We start from the raw sequence: 19,409 nt of genomic DNA on the forward strand, positions 1-19,409 counted from the left end.
TTGCGTGTCGTCAACTACGGTTGACGCATGGCGATGGCGGATCTGATCACGGAGGCGAACGACCTGGGCGACCCGCGCCGCGGGCTGCGCGCGATCCACGCGCTGCGTCGCGCGACCGACGCCTGGGAGCTCGCCCAGGTCGAGGCGGCCCTCGCGGCGGGGTTGAGCTGGGCCGAGATCGCAACCGAGCTCGGGGTGACCAAGCAGGCCGCCCACAAGAGGTACGCCAAACGCGTGCACCCCGACCTGACCGACCCCGACAAACGCCGACGTGGCGGCTCCCGACCAGAAAGGCCAACGCGATGACCTCCGTCTCAGACACCCAACTCATCCTGACCGGCGCGATCATGGAGGCGGTCCGCGCGCGGCAGCAGACGATCGATGTCGATCATCTGCTGCTGGGGCTGGTCAGCGCCGGCGGCCCGTCGGCGGCCCTGCTCGCCCGCCACGGGGTCGGCCTGGCGCAACTGCGTGCCGCCAGCCGCGAACTGGAGCGCGACGAGCTGATCGACATCGGCATCGCCCCGCCGGCGCCGCCGGAGCGTGAGCTCAGCCCGACACAGCAACTCGAACTCGTGCGCCGCGGCGACTGGAACTTCGCACCGTCGACCAGAACGCTCGCCAAGGCACTGCGGATCGGCGGCCGCGATGATCGTGACTTCCTGGGCGCCGCCCTGGACGATCCCCGCGTCCGCGAGTACCTCGAATGGGCCGGTGCCGACCCCGCCGCGATCCGTGCCGAACTGGCCGCTACCCACGACACCGGGGACCACCCGTCGCGCAACGGGGAGATCGCGGTCGAGAAGTTGATCACCGCAACACTCGGCGACATCTGGCCGCTGCTGGCCGAGCCGGCCGCCCGGCTCGACTGGGACGGATCACTCGACGACACCGTCGCCGCGGAGGACGGCACATTGCGCCAGACGGTGCGCGGCGGCGGGCGTACCGCCACGATCACGCACCGGCTCGTGACCGCCGTCCCGCCCGAGAGCGGGCGCGCCAGGGTCAGTTGGCTGGAGACGCGCCCGGACGGTCGGAGCCGGCTCGACCTGGCGCTGACCGAAGTGCCGGGGGGTACGCGGATACGGATCGCCCGCCGGCTGTCCCCACCCCGGAACTGGCTGCAGCGACTGGCGCGGCGGTGGGCACCTCACTTCCTGGGCAACCAGCTAGGCATGCTCGCCCAGGCGCTGAACCAGGCCACGGCGAGCCGCCATCCGCGCGGCTGACCGGCGCTCGCCGAGCGGCTCCGCGGCCCACGCGCCTCGATCGACCGCGAGCACCTACGACGAGGTGCCCGTGGTCGAGCGCCCCTGACCCCGCCCCCGACCGGTCACCGCTGCTTCTTCGCGCCGCCCCACTCCAGCAGCCGATCCACCGGCCAGGTGTCGACGATCCGGTCGGGCTCGATGCCGGCGGCGACCGCGCGCTCGGCCCCGTAGACGCGGAAGTCGAGCTGCCCGGGCGCGTGCGCATCGGTGTCGATCGAGAACAGACATCCAGAATCGCGGGCGAGCTCCAGCAGGCGGTCCGGCGGGTCGCGGCGCTCCGGGCGGGAGTTGATCTCGACCGCGACGTCGAACCGGGCGCAGGCGGCGAAGACCACCTCGGCATCGAAGACCGATTCCGGTCGCGTGCCGCGCGCGCCCTCGATCAGGCGCCCCGTGCAGTGGCCGAGGATGTTGGTACGCGGGTTGGCGATCGCGCCAACCATCCGGTGCGTCATCGACTCCGAATCCATCCGCAGCTTGGAATGCACCGACGACACCACCACGTCGAGCCGGTCCAGCAGTCCGCGATCCTGATCAAGGTCGCCGTCGTCGAGGATGTCGACCTCGATCCCCCGCAGCACCCGGAACTCCCCCGCCAACTCGGCATTGATCGAATCGATCACACCGATCTGCTCGGTCAGTCGTTTCGCGGTCAGCCCGCGCGCAACCTTCAGCCGCGGCGAGTGATCGGTGATCGCGAGATAGGTCAGGCCCAGCCCGCGCGCCACCTCGACCATCTCCTCCAGCGGCGATCCCCCATCGGACCAGGTCGTGTGCGTGTGCAGATCGCCGCGCAGGTCCTTGATCAACTCGCCGCCGTCGGCGAGCGGTGTGGCGCCGGCCTCGCGCAGCCCGGCGAGATAGTCGGGTACGCCCCCGGCGACCGCCTCCTTGATCACTGTTGCCGTCTTCGGCCCGATGCCGGCGACCTCGCCCCAGCTTGCGTCGCGCTCGCGGCGGGCACGCTCGGCGCCGCTCAGCGCGGCGACCGCGTCGGCTGCCTTCCGGTAGGCCTGCACGCGATAGGTGTCGGCGCGCGACCGCTCCAGCCAGAAGCCGATCTCACGCAGGGCGACGACGGGATCCACGCGCACAGGGTACGGCCGCGATCCGGAACCGAACCGCGGCGCGCGTCGTTGAGCAGGCAGTTGCAATTTCAATCATGTGCCGTCGATCGACCGCGCACTCTGCCGAGGAGGCCCACCGTGACCGACCCGACAACCCCACAGGCTCCCCGGAGCGCGCGCCTTCGGACGGTGGTGATCATCGCCGGCATCGTCGCGGCGCTCGCCGTGGCCGCGGCGATCCTCGGGCCGCGCTGGTACGCCGAGTCACGCAACTCCGCCGCCCCGCCGCCGCTGCAGGCCCCCACCGCCGGGCCGGCCACCGCGCCTCCCACGACCGGCCCGTCGGCTCCGGGCGACGACCTGGCCGGCGAGTGGCGTGTCGGTCCGGGCTCGGAGGCGGGCTACCGGATCGAGGAGGTGCTGAACGGCAACGACGTCACCGTGGTCGGGCGTACCGACTCGGTCAGCGGGACCGCCACCGTCGCCGGCGACCGGCTCACCGCGGCGACGATCGAGGTCGACGTCGCGAGCATCGCCACGGACAGTTCGCGGCGCGACTCCTACTTCCGCGATACGGCGCTGCGCGCCGACGAGTTCCCGACCGCCACCTTCGAGGTCACCGAGCCGGTCGACCTGCCGGCCGCGTTCGTCTCCGGCGGCTCCGGCGCGACCGAGGTCAGCGGCGAGCTCACGCTGGCGGGGCAGACCCGGCCCGCGACCGGAACGTTCGAACTCACCCGCGACGGCGAGGCCGTGGCGGTGTCCGGCACGGTCGACGTCGACGTCCGCGACTACGGCATCGAGCCGCCGAACCTGGGCTTCGTCACCGTCGAGCCGACCGGTCAGGTGGAGTTCCTGGTCAACCTCGGCCGCTGACCGCCCGGCTCACCGATTGTCGGCGAGCACCGCCCGCAGGTCCCGGGCCGGCCGGCCGAGCGCCTCGCGCACACCCTCGACCGGCGTGGAGTTGCGGCCGTCGAGGATCTCGGCGAACAGTTCGGTGATGCCGCGCGCATCGTCCGCGCCGATCCCGATACCGGCCAGCCGTGCGACGAATTCCTCCGGCTCGACCCGGCGCAGCTCGACCGGGCGCCCGGAGGTCTCCGCCAGCAGGGCCGCCGCCTCCGCGAAGGTGTAGGCGCGCGACCCGCTCACCTCGTAGCGCCGCCCGCGGTGAGCGGGATCGGTGAGCGCGGCGACCACCACCTCGGCGATGTCGCGGGTGTCGGTGAACGGTTCTGGGCAGTCATCGGCCGGCAACGGCAGTTCGCCCGCCGCGATGAACGGCGCGAACAGCCCCTCGGTGAAGTTCTGGGCGAACCAGGAGGCGGTGACCACGGTCGCGTCGACCCCGCTGCTCTGCAGGGCCCGCTCGGCTTCCTGGGCGCCCGGCTCGTTGCGGCCGGACAGCAGGACGAGGTGGTCGAGCCCGGCGTCGCGGGCGAGCGCCGCCAGCGAGGCGATCGCCTCCGCGGCGCCCGGCATGGCGAGATCGGGCTGGTAGACGAGGTACGCGGCCCGCGCCCCCTGCAGCGCGGGGGTCCAGGTCTCCGGCGCGTTCCAGTCGAACGTGATGGCCTCGGAGCGGCCGACCGGCCGGGTGGGTACGCCGCGCTCGGCGAGGGCGTCGATGACGTGTCGGGAGGTCTTGCCGCGGGGGCAGGTGATGGCGATCGGGCGGGCATCCGGATTGACGTGTGTCGTATTCATGCGGCCTATCCCACCGCGGCATGGCGAGAGAGAACATGCTCTCGTCGCGCCAAAACATTCGCGATCGTCCTAGACTGCCGGCGTGGACAGCACCGGAGCACTGCTCACCGGCCCCCGCGCCCAACGCGCCTTCGCGCTGCGCGTGTGCCTCTCGGCGGGCTGGCGGCTCCGGATCGACGACGGCTCGGCGCTGTGCCTGCTGGTGCCGGTGCGCGGCGCGCTCGAGGTGCGTTTCGACGACGGCCAAACGGCCCGGGCAGAGCCGGGCGAGGTGCTCCTGCTGCGCGGGCCCGACCCGTACCACGCCTATGACGATGCCGCCGCGCCGCTGTTGGCCGAGATCCGCGCCGACGGTGGCTGTTATGCCCCGGACGGGACGCTGGTCCGCGACCTGCTGGCGCTCGGTGTCCGCACCTGGGGCACCGACGCGGACGGGTCGACCGAGTTCGTCACCGCGACCTATGCCCGCAGCAACGAGGTCGGCGCCCGGCTGGTCGAGGCGCTGCCGCGCTGCCTGCTGGTCGCCGGGCACGAGTTCGACTGGCCGATACCCGAGTTGTTGCACCGCGAGCTGGCGACGACGTCGGCGGGACAGGATGTGGTGGTCGACCGCCTGCTGGACCTGCTGCTGCTCGGCGCCGTCCGGGCATGGTCGCGCGGTTTCCCCGACGCTCCGGCGTGGGCGGGTGCGGCCGACGATCCCGTGGCGCGTGGTGCGCTGGCGGCGCTGCACCACAACCCGGCGTACCCGTGGACGGTCGAGTCGCTCGCCCGCCACGTCGGCGTCTCCCGGGCGGTGCTCGCCCGCCGGTTCACCGACGCCGTCGGCGAACCGCCGATGGGCTACCTGACGGGCTGGCGGATCGGGCTCGCGGCAGACCTGCTGATCGAGGGCGAGCACACGCTGGAGCGGATCGCCCACGAGGTCGGGTACGCCTCGGCGTTCGCGCTGAGCGCGGCATTCAAGCGGGTGAAGGGGATGAGCCCCCGGCAGTTCCGGGCGCTCAGCGATCCACGCGGACGCGGCGCGACTTCGGCCGCGGGCGGTTGAACAGCGCCACGGCGACCACGGCCAGCGCGACGGCCCCGAGGAGCAGCACGGTCAGTTCCAGCGGCATCGGCGTCAGTTCCCTTCGGATGCGGTGCCCGTCATTACTACCCCTCCGCGGGGTCAGGGGCAAGCCGGTGATGCGTCGGTCAACGGTACGCCGCCGCTAAGCTCGCCGCCATGCCTGTCGACCCCGCCCCGTGGCCCTGGTGGCCGTCGACGCGCACCCGCAACGCGATCGTGAAGCGGCTGAACGGCCTGCGCGGCCAGCTCGGCACCGCCACGGTGACCGAGATGGAGCGCCGCCACGTGTGGTTCCGCGAGCTGGGTGCCGATCACCGCTCCTGGATCGCCCTCGTGGCCCAGGCCGGAATCGACGGGTTCATCTCCTGGTTCGCCGACCCGCGTTCCGCGCCGAGCGGTGCCGACATCTTCCGGGCCGCCCCCCGCTCGCTGATCCGGCAGATCACGCTGCACCAGACCGTCGATCTGGTCCGCACCACCATCGAGGTGGTGGAGGCGAAGACCCAGGAGCTGATGCCGCGGGCCGACCGGCCCGTGCTCGCGCAGGCCATCTTGGCCTACAGCCGCGAGATCGCCTTCGGCGCCGCGCAGCTCTACGCCCGTGCGGCCGAGACCCGCGGCGCCTGGGACGCCCGACTGGAGTCGCTGGTGGTCGATGCGGTGGTCCGCGGCGAGGCCGACGAGACGGTCCTGTCGCGGGCCTCCACGCTGGGCTGGCAGTGGCCGGAGGCCGTGATGGTGGTGGTCGGTGGGGCGCCGGAGGACGACCCGGACGGCGCCGTTGAGGCGATGCGGCGGCGTACCACCCGGCTCGGGCTGGACCTGCTGGCCGCGACCCACGGCGACCGGCTGGTCGTGGTGCTGGGCGGGGCCGGTGTGGTGGACGCGCCGGGCCGGCAGCGCGCCGTGGCGGCCGTGCTCGACACCTTCGCCCCCGGGCCGGTGGTGCTGGGGCCGGTCGTGGAACACCTGGTCGATGCGACGGCCTCCGCCCGGGCCGCCCTGTCCGGTCTGCGCGCCGCCCGCGGCTGGCCGGCGGCGCCGCGCCCGGTCGAGGCACGAGAACTGCTGCCCGAGCGGGTGCTGTCGGGCGACGGGCACGCGCGCCGGTCCCTGGACCGCGAGGTGTACCGGCCGCTGCGCGACGCCGGCGGCGGCCTGCTGGAGACCCTGGAGGCCTTCCTCGACCATGGTTCCTCGGTCGAGGCGGCGGCGCGGGCGTTGTTCGTTCACGCCAATACGGTGCGCTACCGGCTGAAGCGGATCGCCGAGGTCTGCGGCTACTCCCCCGCCGATCCGCGCGAGGCGTACTTCCTGCGGCTGGCGCTCACCCTCGGCAGGCTGTGGGCCGATGGCTGAGCAGCGACCGCCGGGGACGGCCTCGACCTTCAGCACCCGGTGGATCCTCGGCATCGCGGCGCTGGTCGCGATCAGCCTGGTCGGTGCGGTGGCCTTTCTCACCAGCCCGTTCGCCGGCACCGGCGCCAATCGCCCCGCGACGCCGGCGCCGACCACCCCGGCGACCGCCTATGCCGTCCCGGACGCGCCGGTCACCGGCGGCGTCGGGAAGCCGGTGGAGTGGTACCAACACACCGGTCGCGGCACGGTCACGGTGCACGAGGCGAGTTGGGAGACCCGCGGTACGGTGCCCCCGGCGGACGGGCTGCGCTATCTGGTGCTGGACGTCGAGGTCGCCTGCACCGAGGGCACCCTGGCGGTCAATCCGCTCTACCTCAGCGCGGAGGACTCCCGCGGCAACGAGGCCTTCCTGGCGCAGATGTCGGGTTACCAGCCGGAGCTGCCCGAGGTGGTCCTGGAACCGGGCAAGGCGGTCCGCGCCAAAGCCACCTTCGAGGTGGCCCCAGGAGAGACGACCGTGATCTTCACCGAGGAGCTGTTCAACCCGATCCTCCAGATCACGGTCGACGGCCCGCGCTGAGTCGGCCGTTGTGGACTTCTGACAAAAACCCGCGACCAGATTGGTCGGCTCACCTGCCACACCCGGGCGGCCCGGCGCGCAAGGCTGAATCCCGTGCTCGCGATCGTCGCGCCCGGACAGGGCGCCCAGAAGCCCGGCTTCCTCGAACCCTGGCTGGCCGACGCCGACACGGCCGCCCACCTGGACCGGCTCGGTGCGGTCGCCGAGCTCGACCTGACCCACTACGGCACCCGGGCCGACGAGGACACCATCCGCGACACCGCCATCGCGCAGCCGCTGCTGGTCGCCGCCGGGCTGATCACCCTGGCCGCACTCACCGACGGGTCGGACGAGATGCCCGCCGGGGTGCTGGCCGGGCACTCCGTCGGCGAGATCACCGCCGCCGCGGCGGCCGGGGCGCTGACGGAGGAACAGGCCATGACGCTGGTCCGCGAGCGCGGCCGCGCCATGGCCGAGGCGAGCGCGATCGCGCCGACGTCGATGACCGCGGTGCTGCGCGGCGATCCCGAGGAGGTGCTCGCGGCGATCGAGGCCGCCGGCCTCACCCCGGCCAACAACAACGGCACCGGGCAGATCGTGGCCGCCGGCGCGGTCGAGCAACTGGCCGCGCTCGCCGAGCACCCGCCCGCCGGCGCCCGCCTGGTGCCGCTCAGCGTCGCAGGGGCCTTCCACACCGAGCACATGGCGCCCGCGGTGGAGCGGCTGGCCGACCTGGCGCGCGGGCTGAGCACCGGCGCTCTGCGTACCGAACTGCTGTCGAATGCCGACGGGCGCGCGGTCACCGACGGCGCCGACGCGCTGTTCCGGATCGTCGGGCAGGTCGCCAACCCGGTCCGCTGGGACCTGTGCATGGCGACGATGGCCGATCTCGGGGTGACCGGCCTGCTGGAGCTGTCGCCGGCCGGTACGCTCACCGGACTCGCCAAGCGCAACCTCAAGGGCGTCGAGACCTTTGCGCTGAACGGGCCCGAGCAGCTCGACGAGGCGCGCGCCTTCGTCCGCGCCCATCGCGCCGATGCCCCGCAGGCGGCCCAGCGGGCATGATGATGATCTCCGGACCGGCGACCCCGCCGGGTCCGGCGGCCGCCGCCCGCTGGGCGACGGCCACAGCACACAGGTAGCAAGCCAGTCAGAACCCGGCTATCAGTAACCAGACACAGGAGAACGCTCGTGGCCACCACCGAAGAGATCCGCACCCAGCTCGCCGAGATCGTCAACGAGCTGCTCGAGGTGCCCGTGGAGGATGTCCAGATGGACAAGTCGTTCGTCGACGACCTCGATGCCGACTCGCTCGCGATGAACGAGATCATCTACGCCGCCGAGGACAAGTTCGGCGTCTCCATCCCCGACGAGGAGGCCAAGAACCTCAAGACGGTCGGCGACGCCGTGGCCTACATCGAGCGCAACCAGGGCTGATCCCGCGCCCGGGACCCCGGCGGGCGCCGGGGTCCCGGCACGCAATCCCTGCGCGCGTTCCCGCGCGCACCATCCGAGCACAGAGAGACCGAGGCCACGCATGTCCCGCACCGTCGTCGTCACCGGAATCGGCGCCACCAGCCCGCTCGGGCCGGACGCGCCCGGCACCTGGCGCGCGATGCGGGACGGTACGCCCGGAGTTCACACGCTGACCGCCGAGTGGGCGGCCGAGCTGCCGACGACCTTCGCCGCCACCGTCACCCAGGAACCGGGCGAGCAGCTCCCCCGGGTCGAGGCGCGCCGGATGGACCGGGCGAGCCAGCTTGCGGTCGTGGCCAGCCTGGAGGCCTGGCGCGACGCCGGCTTCGGCCTCGGCGAGGACAACCCGGTCGACCGCGAGCGGCTCGGCGTGGCGATCGCGACCGGAATCGGCGGCCTGCACTCGTTGCTGGACAACTGGGACACCCTCAAGGAGCGAGGGGTACGCCGGGTCAGCCCCTTCGCCATCCCGATGCTGATGGCCAATGCGCCGGCGGCCAATGTCGGGCTGCGGCTCGGCGCCCGAGCCGGCGTACACACCGCTGTCTCGGCGTGCGCGTCGAGCTCCGAGGCGATTGCCCAGGCACTCGACATGATCCGCCTCGGCCGGGCCGATGTGGTGGTCGCGGGCGGCACCGAGGGCGTCGTACACCCGTTGCCGCTCGCCGCGTTCGGCCAGATGCAGGCGCTGTCGCGCCGCAATGACGACCCCGAGCGGGCATCGCGGCCGTGGGACGTGGACCGTGACGGGTTCGTCCTCGGCGAGGGGGCCGCCTCGCTGGTGCTCGAAACGCTGGAGAGCGCCCGCGCCCGCGGCGCGAGGATCTATGGCACCGTCGCGGGCGCCGGGATCAGCAACGATGCCCATGACATGGTGCAGCCGGACCCCTCCGGCGCGGGCCAGGCCTCGGCGATGCGCAAGGCGCTGGTCGACGCCGACCTGGCAACGGGCGACATCCGGCACGTGAACGCGCACGCCACCTCGACCCCGCAGGGCGATCTCGCCGAGGCGAAGTCGATCCGTGACGTCCTCGGAGCGGCCGCCGATGATGCCGTGGTCACCGGCACCAAGTCGATGACCGGCCACCTACTGGGGGCCGCAGGCGCGATCGAGGCGCTCGCCACCGTGTACGCGCTGCGGGACCGGGTGGCGCCCCCGACGATCAACATCGACAACATCGAGCCCGACCTGCCGATCGACGTGGCGGCGAATTCCGCGCGCCGGTTGGGCGACGGCGATCTTGCCGGGATCAGCAACTCGTTCGGTTTCGGCGGAGCGAACGTCTCGTTGATCTTCACCAATGCGGAGGCGACCGCAGCCGAGTGATCGCGGGATCATGCCCGCCGCGAGCGGTGCCGCCGCACCGCGTCACGATTCGCGCACCGCGTCGAGCAGTAGCGCTGGGTACCGGGCCGGGTGAAGTCGGCATAGACCCGCGCACAGCCGCTGGCGGCACAGATCCCGAGCCGGTGCATCCCGCGCGTGACCAGGTGCAGCGCCGTGGCAACGTTGATCATGCTGCGCAGCACCCGGTCCAAGCTCAGCCCGGCCGGCCGGTAGTGCAGGTGCCAGCCCCGCCCGTCGTGATCGGTCAGGCTGGGATGGGTGGCGTGCGCCGCCAGGCTGGCGTTCAGCAGCTCGGCGCGCTCGCGCTCCCCCGCCACCGCGGCCAGCGCGCGCCACTGGTCGAGGAAGGTGGTCGTGTCGGCGAGCTCGGCGGCCGAGACCTGCCAGTCGACGACCATCCCCGCCTCGTTGCAGATCCGCGCCAGCTCCGCCGGATCGTCGGGCGGGTCGTTGGCCAGCCGGACGGCGAGGCGTACCGGATCCTCGCCGTAAGGGTTTACTCGCACAAGAACATGACAGCAGGATCGGGGGCATGTTGCAATGCCCCGCCCCCGACGGCCCGCACCTGTGGTGGGTCGCCTCGACCCATGCGACCAGCGAGGGTCGCGTCCGCTACCTGCGTTGCGACTGCGGCGCCTTCGAGATCCAACGCGGCGGCCAGCCGCTGGCGGCCCGGCTCACACCACCTGGTGCAGCCAGCGCACCGGGGTGTCCGCCCCCGCGTGCCGGAACGGCTCCAGTTCGTCGTCCCACGGCCGGCCCAGCAGCTCGTCCAGTGAGCTGAGCAGCTCCTTGCGACCGAGCGCGTCGTTGACCACGGCGTGCTTGATCCGGTCCTCGGGCACCAGCAGGTCGCCGTGTTGGCCGATGGCGCCGCAGAACACCCCGAGCGCCGGGGTGTAGGAATAGCGGACACCCTCGGCGCCGGCCGCCGGCTCCTCGGTCACCTCGTAGCGGATCCGCTGCCAGCCCTGCAGCGCGCTCGCCAGGGTGGCGGCCGATCCGGCGGGGCCGGTCCAGGAATACTCGGCGCGGTAGGCCGAGCGCTCCACCGGCTGCGCCGTCCAGTCCAGGGAGACGGGCATGCCGAGCGCGCCGCCGACGGCCCACTCGATGTGTGGGCACAGCGCCGACGGCGCCGAGTGGATGAACAGCACTCCACGGGTGGGCACGTTCACGGTTCCTCCTGCGGCTCGAGGTGTGCCTTCCCCAGCAGCCTCGTCTCCGCACGGCGGAACCAGCGCCCATTCTGCAACATCCGCCCCAGCGACACCAGCCCCGGCTCAGGCGACCTCCCGTGCCCCGAAGATCGCGGTGCCGATGCGGATCACCGTGGCTCCGTGGGCGATCGCCGCCGCGAAGTCCCCGGACATCCCCATCGACAGCTCGTCCCACTCCCCCGCGACACCGCCCTCGCGCAGTTCGCGCTGCAGTTGCTGCATCGAGGCGAAACAGCCCGCCACCCGCGCGGGATCGTCGGTGTTGGCCGCGAGGGTCATCAAGCCCACGACCCGCAGCGCGTGGTAGGGCGCCAGGGCCCCGGCGAACTCGGCGACCTGCGCGGGCGCCAGCCCGAACTTCGACTCCTCGCCCGAGGAGTTCACCTGGACGAACACGTCGAGGCCCCGCCCGAGCGCCTGCAGCCGACGATCCAGCGCCTCGGCGACCCGGACCGAGTCGAGCGCGTGGAACTCGCTCGCGTGCTCGGCGACCAGCTTGGCCTTGTTGGTCTGCAGGTGCCCGATCGCCGCCCAGCGCAGGCCGGCCAGCTCGCCCAGCTCGTCGGCCTTGGCCGCGAGCTCCTGGGGCTTGTTCTCACCGAACTCGCGCATCCCGGCCGCAAAGGCGGCGCGCACGGCCTCCGCCGGCTGGGTCTTCGACACCGGCAGCAGCCGCACCCCGGCCGGATCGCGACCGGCGGCCGCACAGGCCTCGTCGATCCGGCCGCGTACCCGCGCCAGCCGCGCGGCGATCTCACCCACGAGTTCCACCCATCCGAGTCCTGCCCATCCGAGTCCTGCGCATCGTTCTCAGCTCACGGCCAGCGCGCGGCGAGCGAGACGACGCCGACGGCAGACAACAACGCGAACAACAGCCCGAAACCGGCGTAGCGGCTGGTCACCTCCTGGTCGACCTTCTCGTAGCCGACCGAGGAGGAGATGTTGGCATAGACCTCGCGGAGCTGTTCGGCAGACGCGGCCTCATAGGCCTGGCCGCCGGAGATCCGGGCGACGGCCTCCAGCTCGTTGTGGTCGACCGGGACGGGCTCGCGGCGGCCGTCGATCTCCACATAGCCGTCCTGGGTGCCGTAGGCGATCGTGTAGACGGGCACATTGCGGTCGCGGGCGACCTGGGCCGCCTGGGCGGCCGGCGTACCCCACGTCGTCTTGCCGTCGGACAGCAACACGATCCGGGCGGGGAGCTGCTCGCCGTTGTCGGTCGGCGGAAGCTGCAGCAGCGCATCGAGCGAGCTGAGGATGCCCTCGCCGATCGCGGTCGACGGCATCAGCGTGAGCTGGTCGATCGCGGCGGTCGCCCGCTCGCGGTCCGGGGTCGGCGGGACCAGGATCTGCGCGGTCGCGGCGAACGCGACGACGCTGACGTTGTAGCCGGGCGGCAGCGACTCGATGAATGCGGTGGCGCCGGCCTTGGCGGCCGCCAGCCGGTTCGGCGCGACGTCCTCGGCCTCCATCGACAGCGAGACGTCCATGGTCACCACGATGGTGGCCCGCTCGCGCGGCACGTCCACCTGCTGCTTCGGCCGGGCATAGGCCACCACCAGCGCGGTCAGGCTGGCCAGCGCCAGCACCACGGCGAGGTGACGCTTCCAGGCGGGCTCGCGCTGCACCAGTTGCTGCACCGCCTGCCAGCTACTGCGGCCGCGGTCGCGGCGCAGCCAGCAGAACAGCCCGTAGAGCCCGGCCAGCGCCGGCACCAGCAGCAGCCACCACAGCCGCTCGGGGTTCAGGAACTGGATCCAGTCGTTGATCATGACGGCCACCTCGCACTCAACGAGATCGTGCTCAGCGCGGCCAGGACGGCGAACACGCCGGCATACATTGCATAGCGCGCGGTGACATCGCGCCGCGCCTCCTCGAAGCCCACCTCGGATTCCACCTGTTGGTAGACATTGCGCAGCTCCTCGGCCGAGGACGCCGTCAGCGCCCGACCGCCGCTGCGCTCGGCGATCTGCCGCATCTCCTCGACATTCACCGGCACCGGCTGGCGCTCGTTGTCGAGATCGACGTAGCCGTTCTCGGTGCCGTAGGCGATGGTGAAGACCGGTACGCCGGCGTCGGCCGCCACCGCAGCGCCCTGCACCCCCGGCCGGCCGACATTGGTCTGCCCGTCGGACAACACCACGATCGCGCCCGGCGGCGGCTCGTCACCGTCGCCCTTCGGCGCCTGCTGCAGGGCGTTCATGGCGACCACGATCGACTCGCCGATCGCGGTGGAGTCGCGCAGTTCGAGCTGGGCGATCGCGCCCTCGACGGCCTGCCGGTTCAGCGTCGGCGGGACGACCACGCCGGGATTGCCGGACAGGCTGACCAGGGCCACGTTGTAGGTCGGCGGCACCCCGTTGACGAACTCCGTCGCCGCCGTCTTGGCCGCCTCGATCCGGCTCGGCTCGACATCGGTCGCCGCCATCGACTGCGACACATCGAGCACCACCACCACGGTCGCCCGCTCCACGCGTACCCGGTCCAGGCCGACCGGCTTGGCCCAGGCGACCGTCAGCGTGACCAGGCTGAGCAACGCCATCGCCACGGCCAGGTGGCGCCGCCACTGCGAGGTCCGAGGCATCGCCAGCTCCAGCATGGCGGTGTTGGTGAAGCGCATGGCCTTGCGGTTGCGCCGGCGAGACAGCAGCAGGTACGCCCCGGCGAGCAGCGGGATCGCGAGCAGCGCCAGCAGCCGCTGCGGAAAGTCCAGCGACTCCGGCACCAGGTAGTCCAGCGGGTTCACCGGGCGACCCCCCGCGGCGGCGCGTGCAGCCGGCTCGCCACCCGCCGGTAGGCCAGCACGAAGCGGGCGATGTCGGCGACCCAGTCAGCATCGGTGCGCAACTGGATGTGCCCGGCACCGGCCCGGCGCAGCGCGATCCGGATCCGCTCGCGCTGGGCGGCCGCGACCGCATTCATCCGGTCGCGGGCCCCGGAGTCCGACGTGTTCACATAACGCTCGAAGGTCGTCTCGGGGTCGCGGATCAGCACCTCGCCGACATTCGGGAAGTCGAGCTCGCGGGCATCCACCACCTCGACGGCCAGGACCTGCTGGCGCGCCGACATGTGCCGGATCGGACGCTCCCAGGCCGGCTCGACGTCCGGGTCGAGCTCGGTGTCGCCGGCGGTCACGAAGTCGGACACGATGACCCGCAGGCCCCGGCGCCGCTCGGTTCGGTTCAGGTGCTCGATGCCGTCGGCGAGGCTGGTCCGGGCGGGCGTGTGGTCGGGCACGATCGGGTCGGTCAGCAGCCGGCGGAGCAGACCGTAGAGCGCGGTACGCCCGGCGCCCGCCGGCAGCCGGCGGATCCCGTCGGGCCGCAGGATGGCGCCGCCGAACCGGTCACCCTGACGCTGGCCGAGGAACCCGATGGTGGCGATGGCGGCGATGCCGAGGTCACGCTTGGTGACGCCCGCGGTGCCCCAGTTCATCTTGGGGAAGGCGTCGAGCAGTGCCCAGACCTCCAGCTCGCGGTCGGCGACGGTGTCGCGGACGTGCGGCACGGTGGTCCGCGCCGTGACCGCCCAGTCCATCCGGCGGACATCGTCCTGGCCGGGCTGGTAGGGGCGCGCGTCGTTGTGTTCGGAGCCGGCGCCGGGCAGCAGCCCGAGATGATCGCCGTGCAGGAAGCCGTCCAGGCGTCGGGCGATGGTCAACTCGAGGCGGCGCAGCGCCGCCTCGGGCGCGAGCTGGCTGATCGGCAGCGTCGCGGCCCGCGGGACCTCGACGACCGAGCGGAGCGCCGCGGTGGAGCTGTGCGGCGCGGAATGCAGGGGCGCGGCCACTGCTCAGCCCCGCGGGAACTGCTGCCCGGGCGGCGGGAATGCCGGCCCCGGCTGGGCCTGCCCGTGCGGCTGGCCCTGCCCGTGCGGCTGGCCCTGGGGCTGGCCGGGCTGGAGTTGCGGCTGGTCCTGCGAGCCCTGCTCACCCTCCCAGACCGGCGTCGGCGCCGGCACCATGGCAAGGATCCGCTCGATCACCTGGCCGGGCTCGATGTTGTCGGCGACGGCGTCGAAGCCGAGCACCAGCCGGTGGGCCATCACGTCCTTGGCGACGGCCTGGACATCGGTCGGCAGCACGTAGTCGCGGCCGTGGATCAGCGCCAGGGCACGCGAGGCGGCGACCAGGCCGAGGGTGGCGCGCGGGCTCGCCCCGATCTGGATCACCGACGCCAGGTCGGGCATGTCGAACTCGGCCGGCGAGCGGGTGGCCAGCACCAGCCGGACGATGTACTCGGCGACGAGGTTGTGCACGAACACGTCGGAGGCCATGTCCTGCAGTTGGCGTACCAGCTCCGGGGAGAGGACGTTGCGCGCCTCGGGCGGGTGCACGCTCATCCGGCGCAGGATCTCGAATTCCTCGTTGCCGCGCGGATAGGGCACGTCGACCTTGAGCAGGAACCGGTCGCGCTGGGCCTCGGGCAGCGGGTAGACGCCCTCGGACTCCACCGGGTTCTGGGTGGCGATCACGATGAACGGATTCGGGGTGGGGTGGGTCTGACCGCCGAGCGAGACCTGCTTCTCCGCCATCAACTCCAGCATCGCCGACTGCACCTTGGCCGGGGCGCGGTTGATCTCGTCGGCGAGGACGAAGTTGACGAAGATCGGGCCGAGCTCGACCTCGAAGGACTCGCTGCTCTGGGAGTAGATGCGGGTGCCGACGATGTCGGAGGGCACCAGATCGGGGGTGAACTGGATGCGGGCGAAGCTGCCGCCGACGACCGTGGCGAAGCTGCGCACGGCCAGCGTCTTGGCGACGCCCGGTACGCCCTCGAGCAGGCAGTGCCCGCGCGCCAGCAGCGACACCATCAACTGCTCGACCATGTGGTCCTGGCCGACGATGACCCGTTGCACCTGCGCGATCGACTCGCCGAGGAGGCGCGCGGCCTCCTGGTTCGACAACTGACCGGTTGGCTGGTCGGACGGGCTGGGGCTCACGAACAACTCCTGCGGGTCGGGGTGACGGCGGCGGACGCCGGCCGCGGCCGGCACCGGGAGCCGACCGCCGGGTCAACGATACCCGCGCGGGGGTTGCTCGCTTATCTTGCTCGGTGCGGCCTGTGCGGGCCCTGTGCGGTCGCCCGGGTGTGCCGCCGGACCCGGCAGAATGGTCGGCGACCCGGCGTGCGATGCCGGGCAGGCGGGGCGTTGTCGGCTCCGGACGTGATGGAATGAGGAGCGATGCCCGCACCCGACCTGTACCCGCTGACGGCCTCCGATCCGCCCAGGATCGGAGGCTTCTGGCTGGACGCCCGGGTCGCGGCGCACGAATCCGGCACCGGATTCCTGGCCCACAGCACCACACCGCGCGCCGACGGCCGCTCCGATGTGATCCTGGTCCAGCTCAACTCCGGCGCCGCGGAGGATCCGGCGGCCCGCGACCGGTTCGCCGGGGTGATCAACGACCTGCACATCGACGACGTGGTGGCCCGCGGCGGCGACGGCCAGGCCGACGGTCGGCTCGGGCGCCGGTTCGTCGACGAATCCACCGGCGCCCCACCCGCGGCGAACCCGCGCGAGCCCGCCCCCTGGGTGGCGCTGGCCGCCGACGGCACCGACGGCCCGGTGCGGGTGGCCGACGGGCTGCTGCGCGAGGTCCAGCTCGCCGATGTCGCCCCCCAGGGCACCCCGAGCGGGCCCGACTACCAGCTCCCCTGGATCCAGCGGATCGCGCCCGGGCTGACCCGAATGTGGCCGCTGCCGTGGCCGGGCCGGTTCGACCGGGCCGGCTGGGTGAGCATCCTGATCAGTTGGCTGCTGATGTTGTTGCTGGCCGCCCTCGCGGTGCTGATCGCGATCCTGATCTTCCGCAACGAGCCGCCCCAGCAGCCGCCGCCCATCATCCAGCCGACCCAGGGCGGTGGCTCGGGCTCTGGCAGCCCGCAGTCGCAGGAGCCGAGCGACGGCCAGGATTCGTCCAGCCCGCAGCCCAGCGACGGCGGCTCGCAGTCGGGGAGCCCGGAACCGAGCGGCCAGGACTCCGGCAGCGCCTCGCCGAGCGAATCGCGTTCGCCGTCGCCCGGCGGCGAGTCGAGCGGGCCCGGGGCGCCGACCACGAGGTCGCGGCTGTGACCCGCGCTGCCGCGGCGTACCCCTCACCGGCGGGTGAGCTGCCACGGTTGATCGCCTCCGATCTGGACGGCACGTTCCTGTCACCGGACGGAACGGTCTCCGAGCTCAACCTGGCCGCGATCGCCGCCGCCCGCGACGCCGGGATCGGGGTGGTCTTCGCGACCGGCCGGCCGCCGCGCTGGCTGGACGTGCTGCGCGGCCTGCCGTGCGACGAGCAGCGGGTGATCTGCTCCAACGGGGCGCTGGTCTTCGACCTGTCGGACGACCGCCCCCTGATCAGCCACCCGCTGCCGGCCGCACTGGTGGCTGAGGTGGTCGCGATGATCCGCGAGCGGTTGCCCGGCGTGGCGTTCGGGGTGGAGCTGGGTCTGCGGTTCGGCACCGAACCCGACTATGTCCGCAACAGCGCCGATCATCATCCGGAGCAGTCCACCGTGGCGCCGGCCGAGGAGCTGGTCGGGGCGGGACCGGTGATCAAGCTGTTGGTGCAGCATGTGGCGTACAGCTCCGACGACCTGCACGCGATCGTCGAACTCCTGCTCGGGGACCGGGTCACGGTGACGCATTCCTCATTCGGTGATCTCGGGCTGCTGGAGATCAGCGCCGCCGGGGTGTCGAAGGCCTCGACGCTGGCCGAGTACTGCCGGGGGCTCGGGATCGACGCGGCCGACGTGGCCGCATTCGGCGACATGCCCAACGATGCCGAGATGCTCGGCTGGGTGGGCCGCCCGTACGTGATGGCGCACGCGCACGCCAGCCTGGCGGGGCTGGGGGCGCCGGCGATCGGGTCGAACGCCGATTCCGCGGTCGGGCGGACGATCTTGTCGTGGCTGGGCCGGGAGTGACCGCAGCGGGTACGCGCGGCGGCCCGGCGCGCTGGGCACGCGCGCTCGCCCTGCTGGTTCCGCCGGCGCTGGTCGCGATCGCCGTCGGTGCGGTCGGGCTCGAGCTGGGGACGCTGATCCCGTTCGAGCCGTTCGCCCTGGACCTCGGCATCTACCGGCGGGCCGGCGAGCAGGTGCTCACCGGGCAGGACTTCTACGCCCGCCCCGTCGGCGGTTGGCCGTTCATCTATCCGCCGTTCGCGGCCCTGCTCTCCGTGCCGCTGGCGCTGCTCGCCTGGCCGGTCGCGGTGATCGCCTGGGCCGTGCTGAATGCGGGCCTGCTGATGCTGATCGGGCGCCGGTTCGGGCTGGCCGGCTGGCGGCTCAGCGTCTTCACCGCGGCGGTGATCATCGCCGTCGAGCCGATCCGGATCACGATCGCCTTCGGGCAGATCAACATCGCCTTGCTGGCGCTGGTGCTGCTGGACCTGTTGCCGGCACCCGGTCGCCGCCGCCGGGGGCCGGTCGGCTGGCTCGCCGGGGTGGCGACCGGGATCAAGCTGACACCCGGAATCTTCGCCGTCCAACAGTTCCTGGCCGGACGGCGCCGGGTGGCATTGATCATCTTCGGCACCTTCCTCGCGTCGGTGATCATCGGATTCGCGATCCTGCCGGGGGCATCGGTGACGTTCTGGACGCGGCTGGTGGGCGGCGACTCCGGGATCAACGACGGGATCTTCCACTACACGAACCAGTCCGTGCTCGGCAATGCCGTGCGGCTCTTCGGCGCGGACGCCCAGCGCCCGGCCCTCGCAGTGGCCGCGGTCGCCGGCCTGGCCGGGCTGGCCGCGGGCGCGCTGTGGCAGCGCCTGGACCAGCCGGCCCTCGGGCTCTGCCTGACCGGCTTCGCCGCACTGGTCGCCTCGCCCATCTCGTGGTCGCACCACTACGTGTGGGTGCTGCCGCTCGGCCTGGTGCTGTTGCGGCGGGCGGGCATCCCGTGGGGGCTGCGGGTCAGCGGATGGGCACTGGTCGGCTATGTGGCGCTGGCGCCGTTCAACCTGTTGCCCTACGCCGAACAGGAGACCTGGCCGCTGTGGATCCGGCTGGCCGACGCCGCCGGCCTGGCGCTCGCCCTGATCTTCCTCGGTACGGCCCTGGTCCTCGGGGTACGCCGGATCCGTGCCCGGGCACGCGCGGGGACCCCCGCGGCCGCGACCGGATAGGCTTCCGCCCGGCACGGGGCGGTAGCTCAGCAGGTCAGAGCAGGGGACTCATAATCCCTGGGTCGCGGGTTCGAGCCCCGCCCGCCCCACCAAGTACCGAGCATCTCGAACGCGACGACCATGGGCTGAGCGCACGAGACATATCGGGCTGAGGCGCCTGACCGCGACGAGCGACGATGACCTAAATTTGCCGTGGAGTTGC

Annotated in this window: 21 protein-coding genes and 1 tRNA gene; 13 read left to right on the plus strand and 9 right to left on the minus strand. The window is 72.5% G+C overall.

Going from position 1 to position 19,409, the window contains the following annotated elements; genetic code table 11:
• The first annotated feature begins 27 nt into the window (after window positions 1–27).
• A complete protein-coding gene (locus tag GGQ54_RS02295) occupies window positions 28–306 on the plus strand; it encodes a hypothetical protein (RefSeq protein WP_179443917.1) in 279 nt (92 codons plus the stop codon).
• Window positions 303–1,229 (plus strand): SRPBCC family protein, encoded by a 927-nt coding sequence (locus GGQ54_RS02300; RefSeq protein WP_179443918.1) that lies wholly within the window; start codon window positions 303–305, stop codon window positions 1,227–1,229. The genes GGQ54_RS02295 and GGQ54_RS02300 overlap by 4 nt, the downstream gene beginning before the upstream one ends.
• A 104-nt stretch (window positions 1,230–1,333) precedes the next feature.
• Here GGQ54_RS02300 and GGQ54_RS02305 read toward each other — a convergent pair whose 3' ends face one another.
• Window positions 1,334–2,359, minus strand: a complete 1,026-nt coding sequence (locus GGQ54_RS02305; protein WP_179443919.1) for a PHP domain-containing protein — start codon at window positions 2,357–2,359, stop codon at window positions 1,334–1,336.
• Window positions 2,360–2,476: 117 nt separating this feature from the next.
• Between GGQ54_RS02305 and GGQ54_RS02310 the strand changes: the two genes are divergently transcribed.
• The gene (locus GGQ54_RS02310) at window positions 2,477–3,214 is read left to right on the plus strand and encodes a YceI family protein (protein ID WP_179443920.1); all 738 of its coding nucleotides are present in this window, start codon (window positions 2,477–2,479) and stop codon (window positions 3,212–3,214) included.
• Between the two features lie 9 nt (window positions 3,215–3,223).
• On the opposite strand, the gene GGQ54_RS02315 is transcribed toward GGQ54_RS02310, so the two are convergent.
• A complete protein-coding gene (locus GGQ54_RS02315; protein WP_179443921.1) occupies window positions 3,224–4,048 on the minus strand; it encodes an NmrA family NAD(P)-binding protein in 825 nt (274 codons plus the stop codon).
• Between the two features lie 82 nt (window positions 4,049–4,130).
• On the opposite strand from GGQ54_RS02315, the gene GGQ54_RS02320 reads away from it, so the two are divergent.
• The 6 genes from GGQ54_RS02320 (at window position 4,131) to GGQ54_RS02345 (ending at window position 9,841) form a co-directional block, all read left to right on the plus strand.
• On the plus strand, window positions 4,131–5,099 hold the full coding sequence (locus GGQ54_RS02320; protein ID WP_179443922.1) for a cupin domain-containing protein: 969 nt from the start codon (window positions 4,131–4,133) through the stop codon (window positions 5,097–5,099).
• A gap of 291 nt (window positions 5,100–5,390) precedes the next feature.
• Window positions 5,391–6,479 carry a PucR family transcriptional regulator gene (locus GGQ54_RS02325; RefSeq protein WP_343046008.1) on the plus strand — a complete coding sequence of 363 codons (1,089 nt, stop codon included), beginning with the start codon at window positions 5,391–5,393 and terminating at the stop codon, window positions 6,477–6,479.
• Complete coding sequence (locus GGQ54_RS02330; protein WP_179443924.1) at window positions 6,472–7,059, plus strand: hypothetical protein; 588 nt, start codon at window positions 6,472–6,474, stop codon at window positions 7,057–7,059. The genes GGQ54_RS02325 and GGQ54_RS02330 overlap by 8 nt, the downstream gene beginning before the upstream one ends.
• Window positions 7,060–7,152: 93 nt before the next feature.
• Complete coding sequence (locus tag GGQ54_RS02335) at window positions 7,153–8,103, plus strand: acyltransferase domain-containing protein (RefSeq protein ID WP_179443925.1); 951 nt, start codon at window positions 7,153–7,155, stop codon at window positions 8,101–8,103.
• A gap of 126 nt (window positions 8,104–8,229) precedes the next feature.
• Window positions 8,230–8,475 (plus strand): acyl carrier protein, encoded by a 246-nt coding sequence (locus tag GGQ54_RS02340; protein ID WP_179443926.1) that lies wholly within the window; start codon window positions 8,230–8,232, stop codon window positions 8,473–8,475.
• A gap of 100 nt (window positions 8,476–8,575) precedes the next feature.
• Window positions 8,576–9,841 (plus strand): beta-ketoacyl-[acyl-carrier-protein] synthase family protein, encoded by a 1,266-nt coding sequence (locus tag GGQ54_RS02345; RefSeq protein ID WP_179443927.1) that lies wholly within the window; start codon window positions 8,576–8,578, stop codon window positions 9,839–9,841.
• Window positions 9,842–9,849: 8 nt separating this feature from the next.
• Here GGQ54_RS02345 and GGQ54_RS02350 read toward each other — a convergent pair whose 3' ends face one another.
• From GGQ54_RS02350 to GGQ54_RS02380, 7 genes are all read right to left on the minus strand, one after another.
• Window positions 9,850–10,368 (minus strand): CGNR zinc finger domain-containing protein, encoded by a 519-nt coding sequence (locus GGQ54_RS02350; RefSeq protein ID WP_179443928.1) that lies wholly within the window; start codon window positions 10,366–10,368, stop codon window positions 9,850–9,852.
• A 171-nt stretch (window positions 10,369–10,539) separates the two neighbouring features.
• A complete protein-coding gene (locus tag GGQ54_RS02355; protein ID WP_425487391.1) occupies window positions 10,540–11,040 on the minus strand; it encodes a DUF3145 domain-containing protein in 501 nt (166 codons plus the stop codon).
• 105 nt (window positions 11,041–11,145) lie between these two features.
• On the minus strand, window positions 11,146–11,844 hold the full coding sequence (locus GGQ54_RS02360) for a YggS family pyridoxal phosphate-dependent enzyme (RefSeq protein ID WP_179446378.1): 699 nt from the start codon (window positions 11,842–11,844) through the stop codon (window positions 11,146–11,148).
• A 53-nt stretch (window positions 11,845–11,897) separates the two neighbouring features.
• A complete protein-coding gene (locus GGQ54_RS02365) occupies window positions 11,898–12,854 on the minus strand; it encodes a VWA domain-containing protein (RefSeq protein ID WP_179443929.1) in 957 nt (318 codons plus the stop codon).
• Entirely contained in the window at window positions 12,851–13,828 is a 978-nt protein-coding gene (locus GGQ54_RS02370) for a VWA domain-containing protein (protein ID WP_343045827.1), read from the minus strand. The genes GGQ54_RS02365 and GGQ54_RS02370 overlap by 4 nt, the downstream gene beginning before the upstream one ends.
• Complete coding sequence (locus GGQ54_RS02375) at window positions 13,825–14,859, minus strand: DUF58 domain-containing protein (protein WP_179446379.1); 1,035 nt, start codon at window positions 14,857–14,859, stop codon at window positions 13,825–13,827. Before GGQ54_RS02375 ends, GGQ54_RS02370 begins: the two co-directional genes overlap by 4 nt.
• 15 nt (window positions 14,860–14,874) lie before the next feature.
• Window positions 14,875–16,023, minus strand: a complete 1,149-nt coding sequence (locus GGQ54_RS02380) for an AAA family ATPase (RefSeq protein WP_425487392.1) — start codon at window positions 16,021–16,023, stop codon at window positions 14,875–14,877.
• A gap of 243 nt (window positions 16,024–16,266) precedes the next feature.
• On the opposite strand from GGQ54_RS02380, the gene GGQ54_RS02385 reads away from it, so the two are divergent.
• The 4 genes from GGQ54_RS02385 (at window position 16,267) to GGQ54_RS02400 (ending at window position 19,299) form a co-directional block, all read left to right on the plus strand.
• Window positions 16,267–17,157: a hypothetical protein gene (locus tag GGQ54_RS02385; RefSeq protein WP_179443931.1), complete on the plus strand. Its 891-nt coding sequence runs from the start codon at window positions 16,267–16,269 to the stop codon at window positions 17,155–17,157.
• Entirely contained in the window at window positions 17,154–18,002 is an 849-nt protein-coding gene (locus GGQ54_RS02390; protein WP_179443932.1) for an HAD hydrolase family protein, read from the plus strand. Before GGQ54_RS02385 ends, GGQ54_RS02390 begins: the two co-directional genes overlap by 4 nt.
• The gene (locus GGQ54_RS02395; protein WP_179443933.1) at window positions 17,984–19,207 is read left to right on the plus strand and encodes a glycosyltransferase 87 family protein; all 1,224 of its coding nucleotides are present in this window, start codon (window positions 17,984–17,986) and stop codon (window positions 19,205–19,207) included. Before GGQ54_RS02390 ends, GGQ54_RS02395 begins: the two co-directional genes overlap by 19 nt.
• A gap of 15 nt (window positions 19,208–19,222) precedes the next feature.
• A tRNA-Ile gene (locus tag GGQ54_RS02400) sits at window positions 19,223–19,299 on the plus strand.
• The last annotated feature ends 110 nt before the right edge of the window (window positions 19,300–19,409 follow it).

This window comes from Naumannella cuiyingiana, assembly GCF_013408305.1.
In the GTDB taxonomy this organism is placed as follows: domain Bacteria; phylum Actinomycetota; class Actinomycetes; order Propionibacteriales; family Propionibacteriaceae; genus Naumannella; species Naumannella cuiyingiana.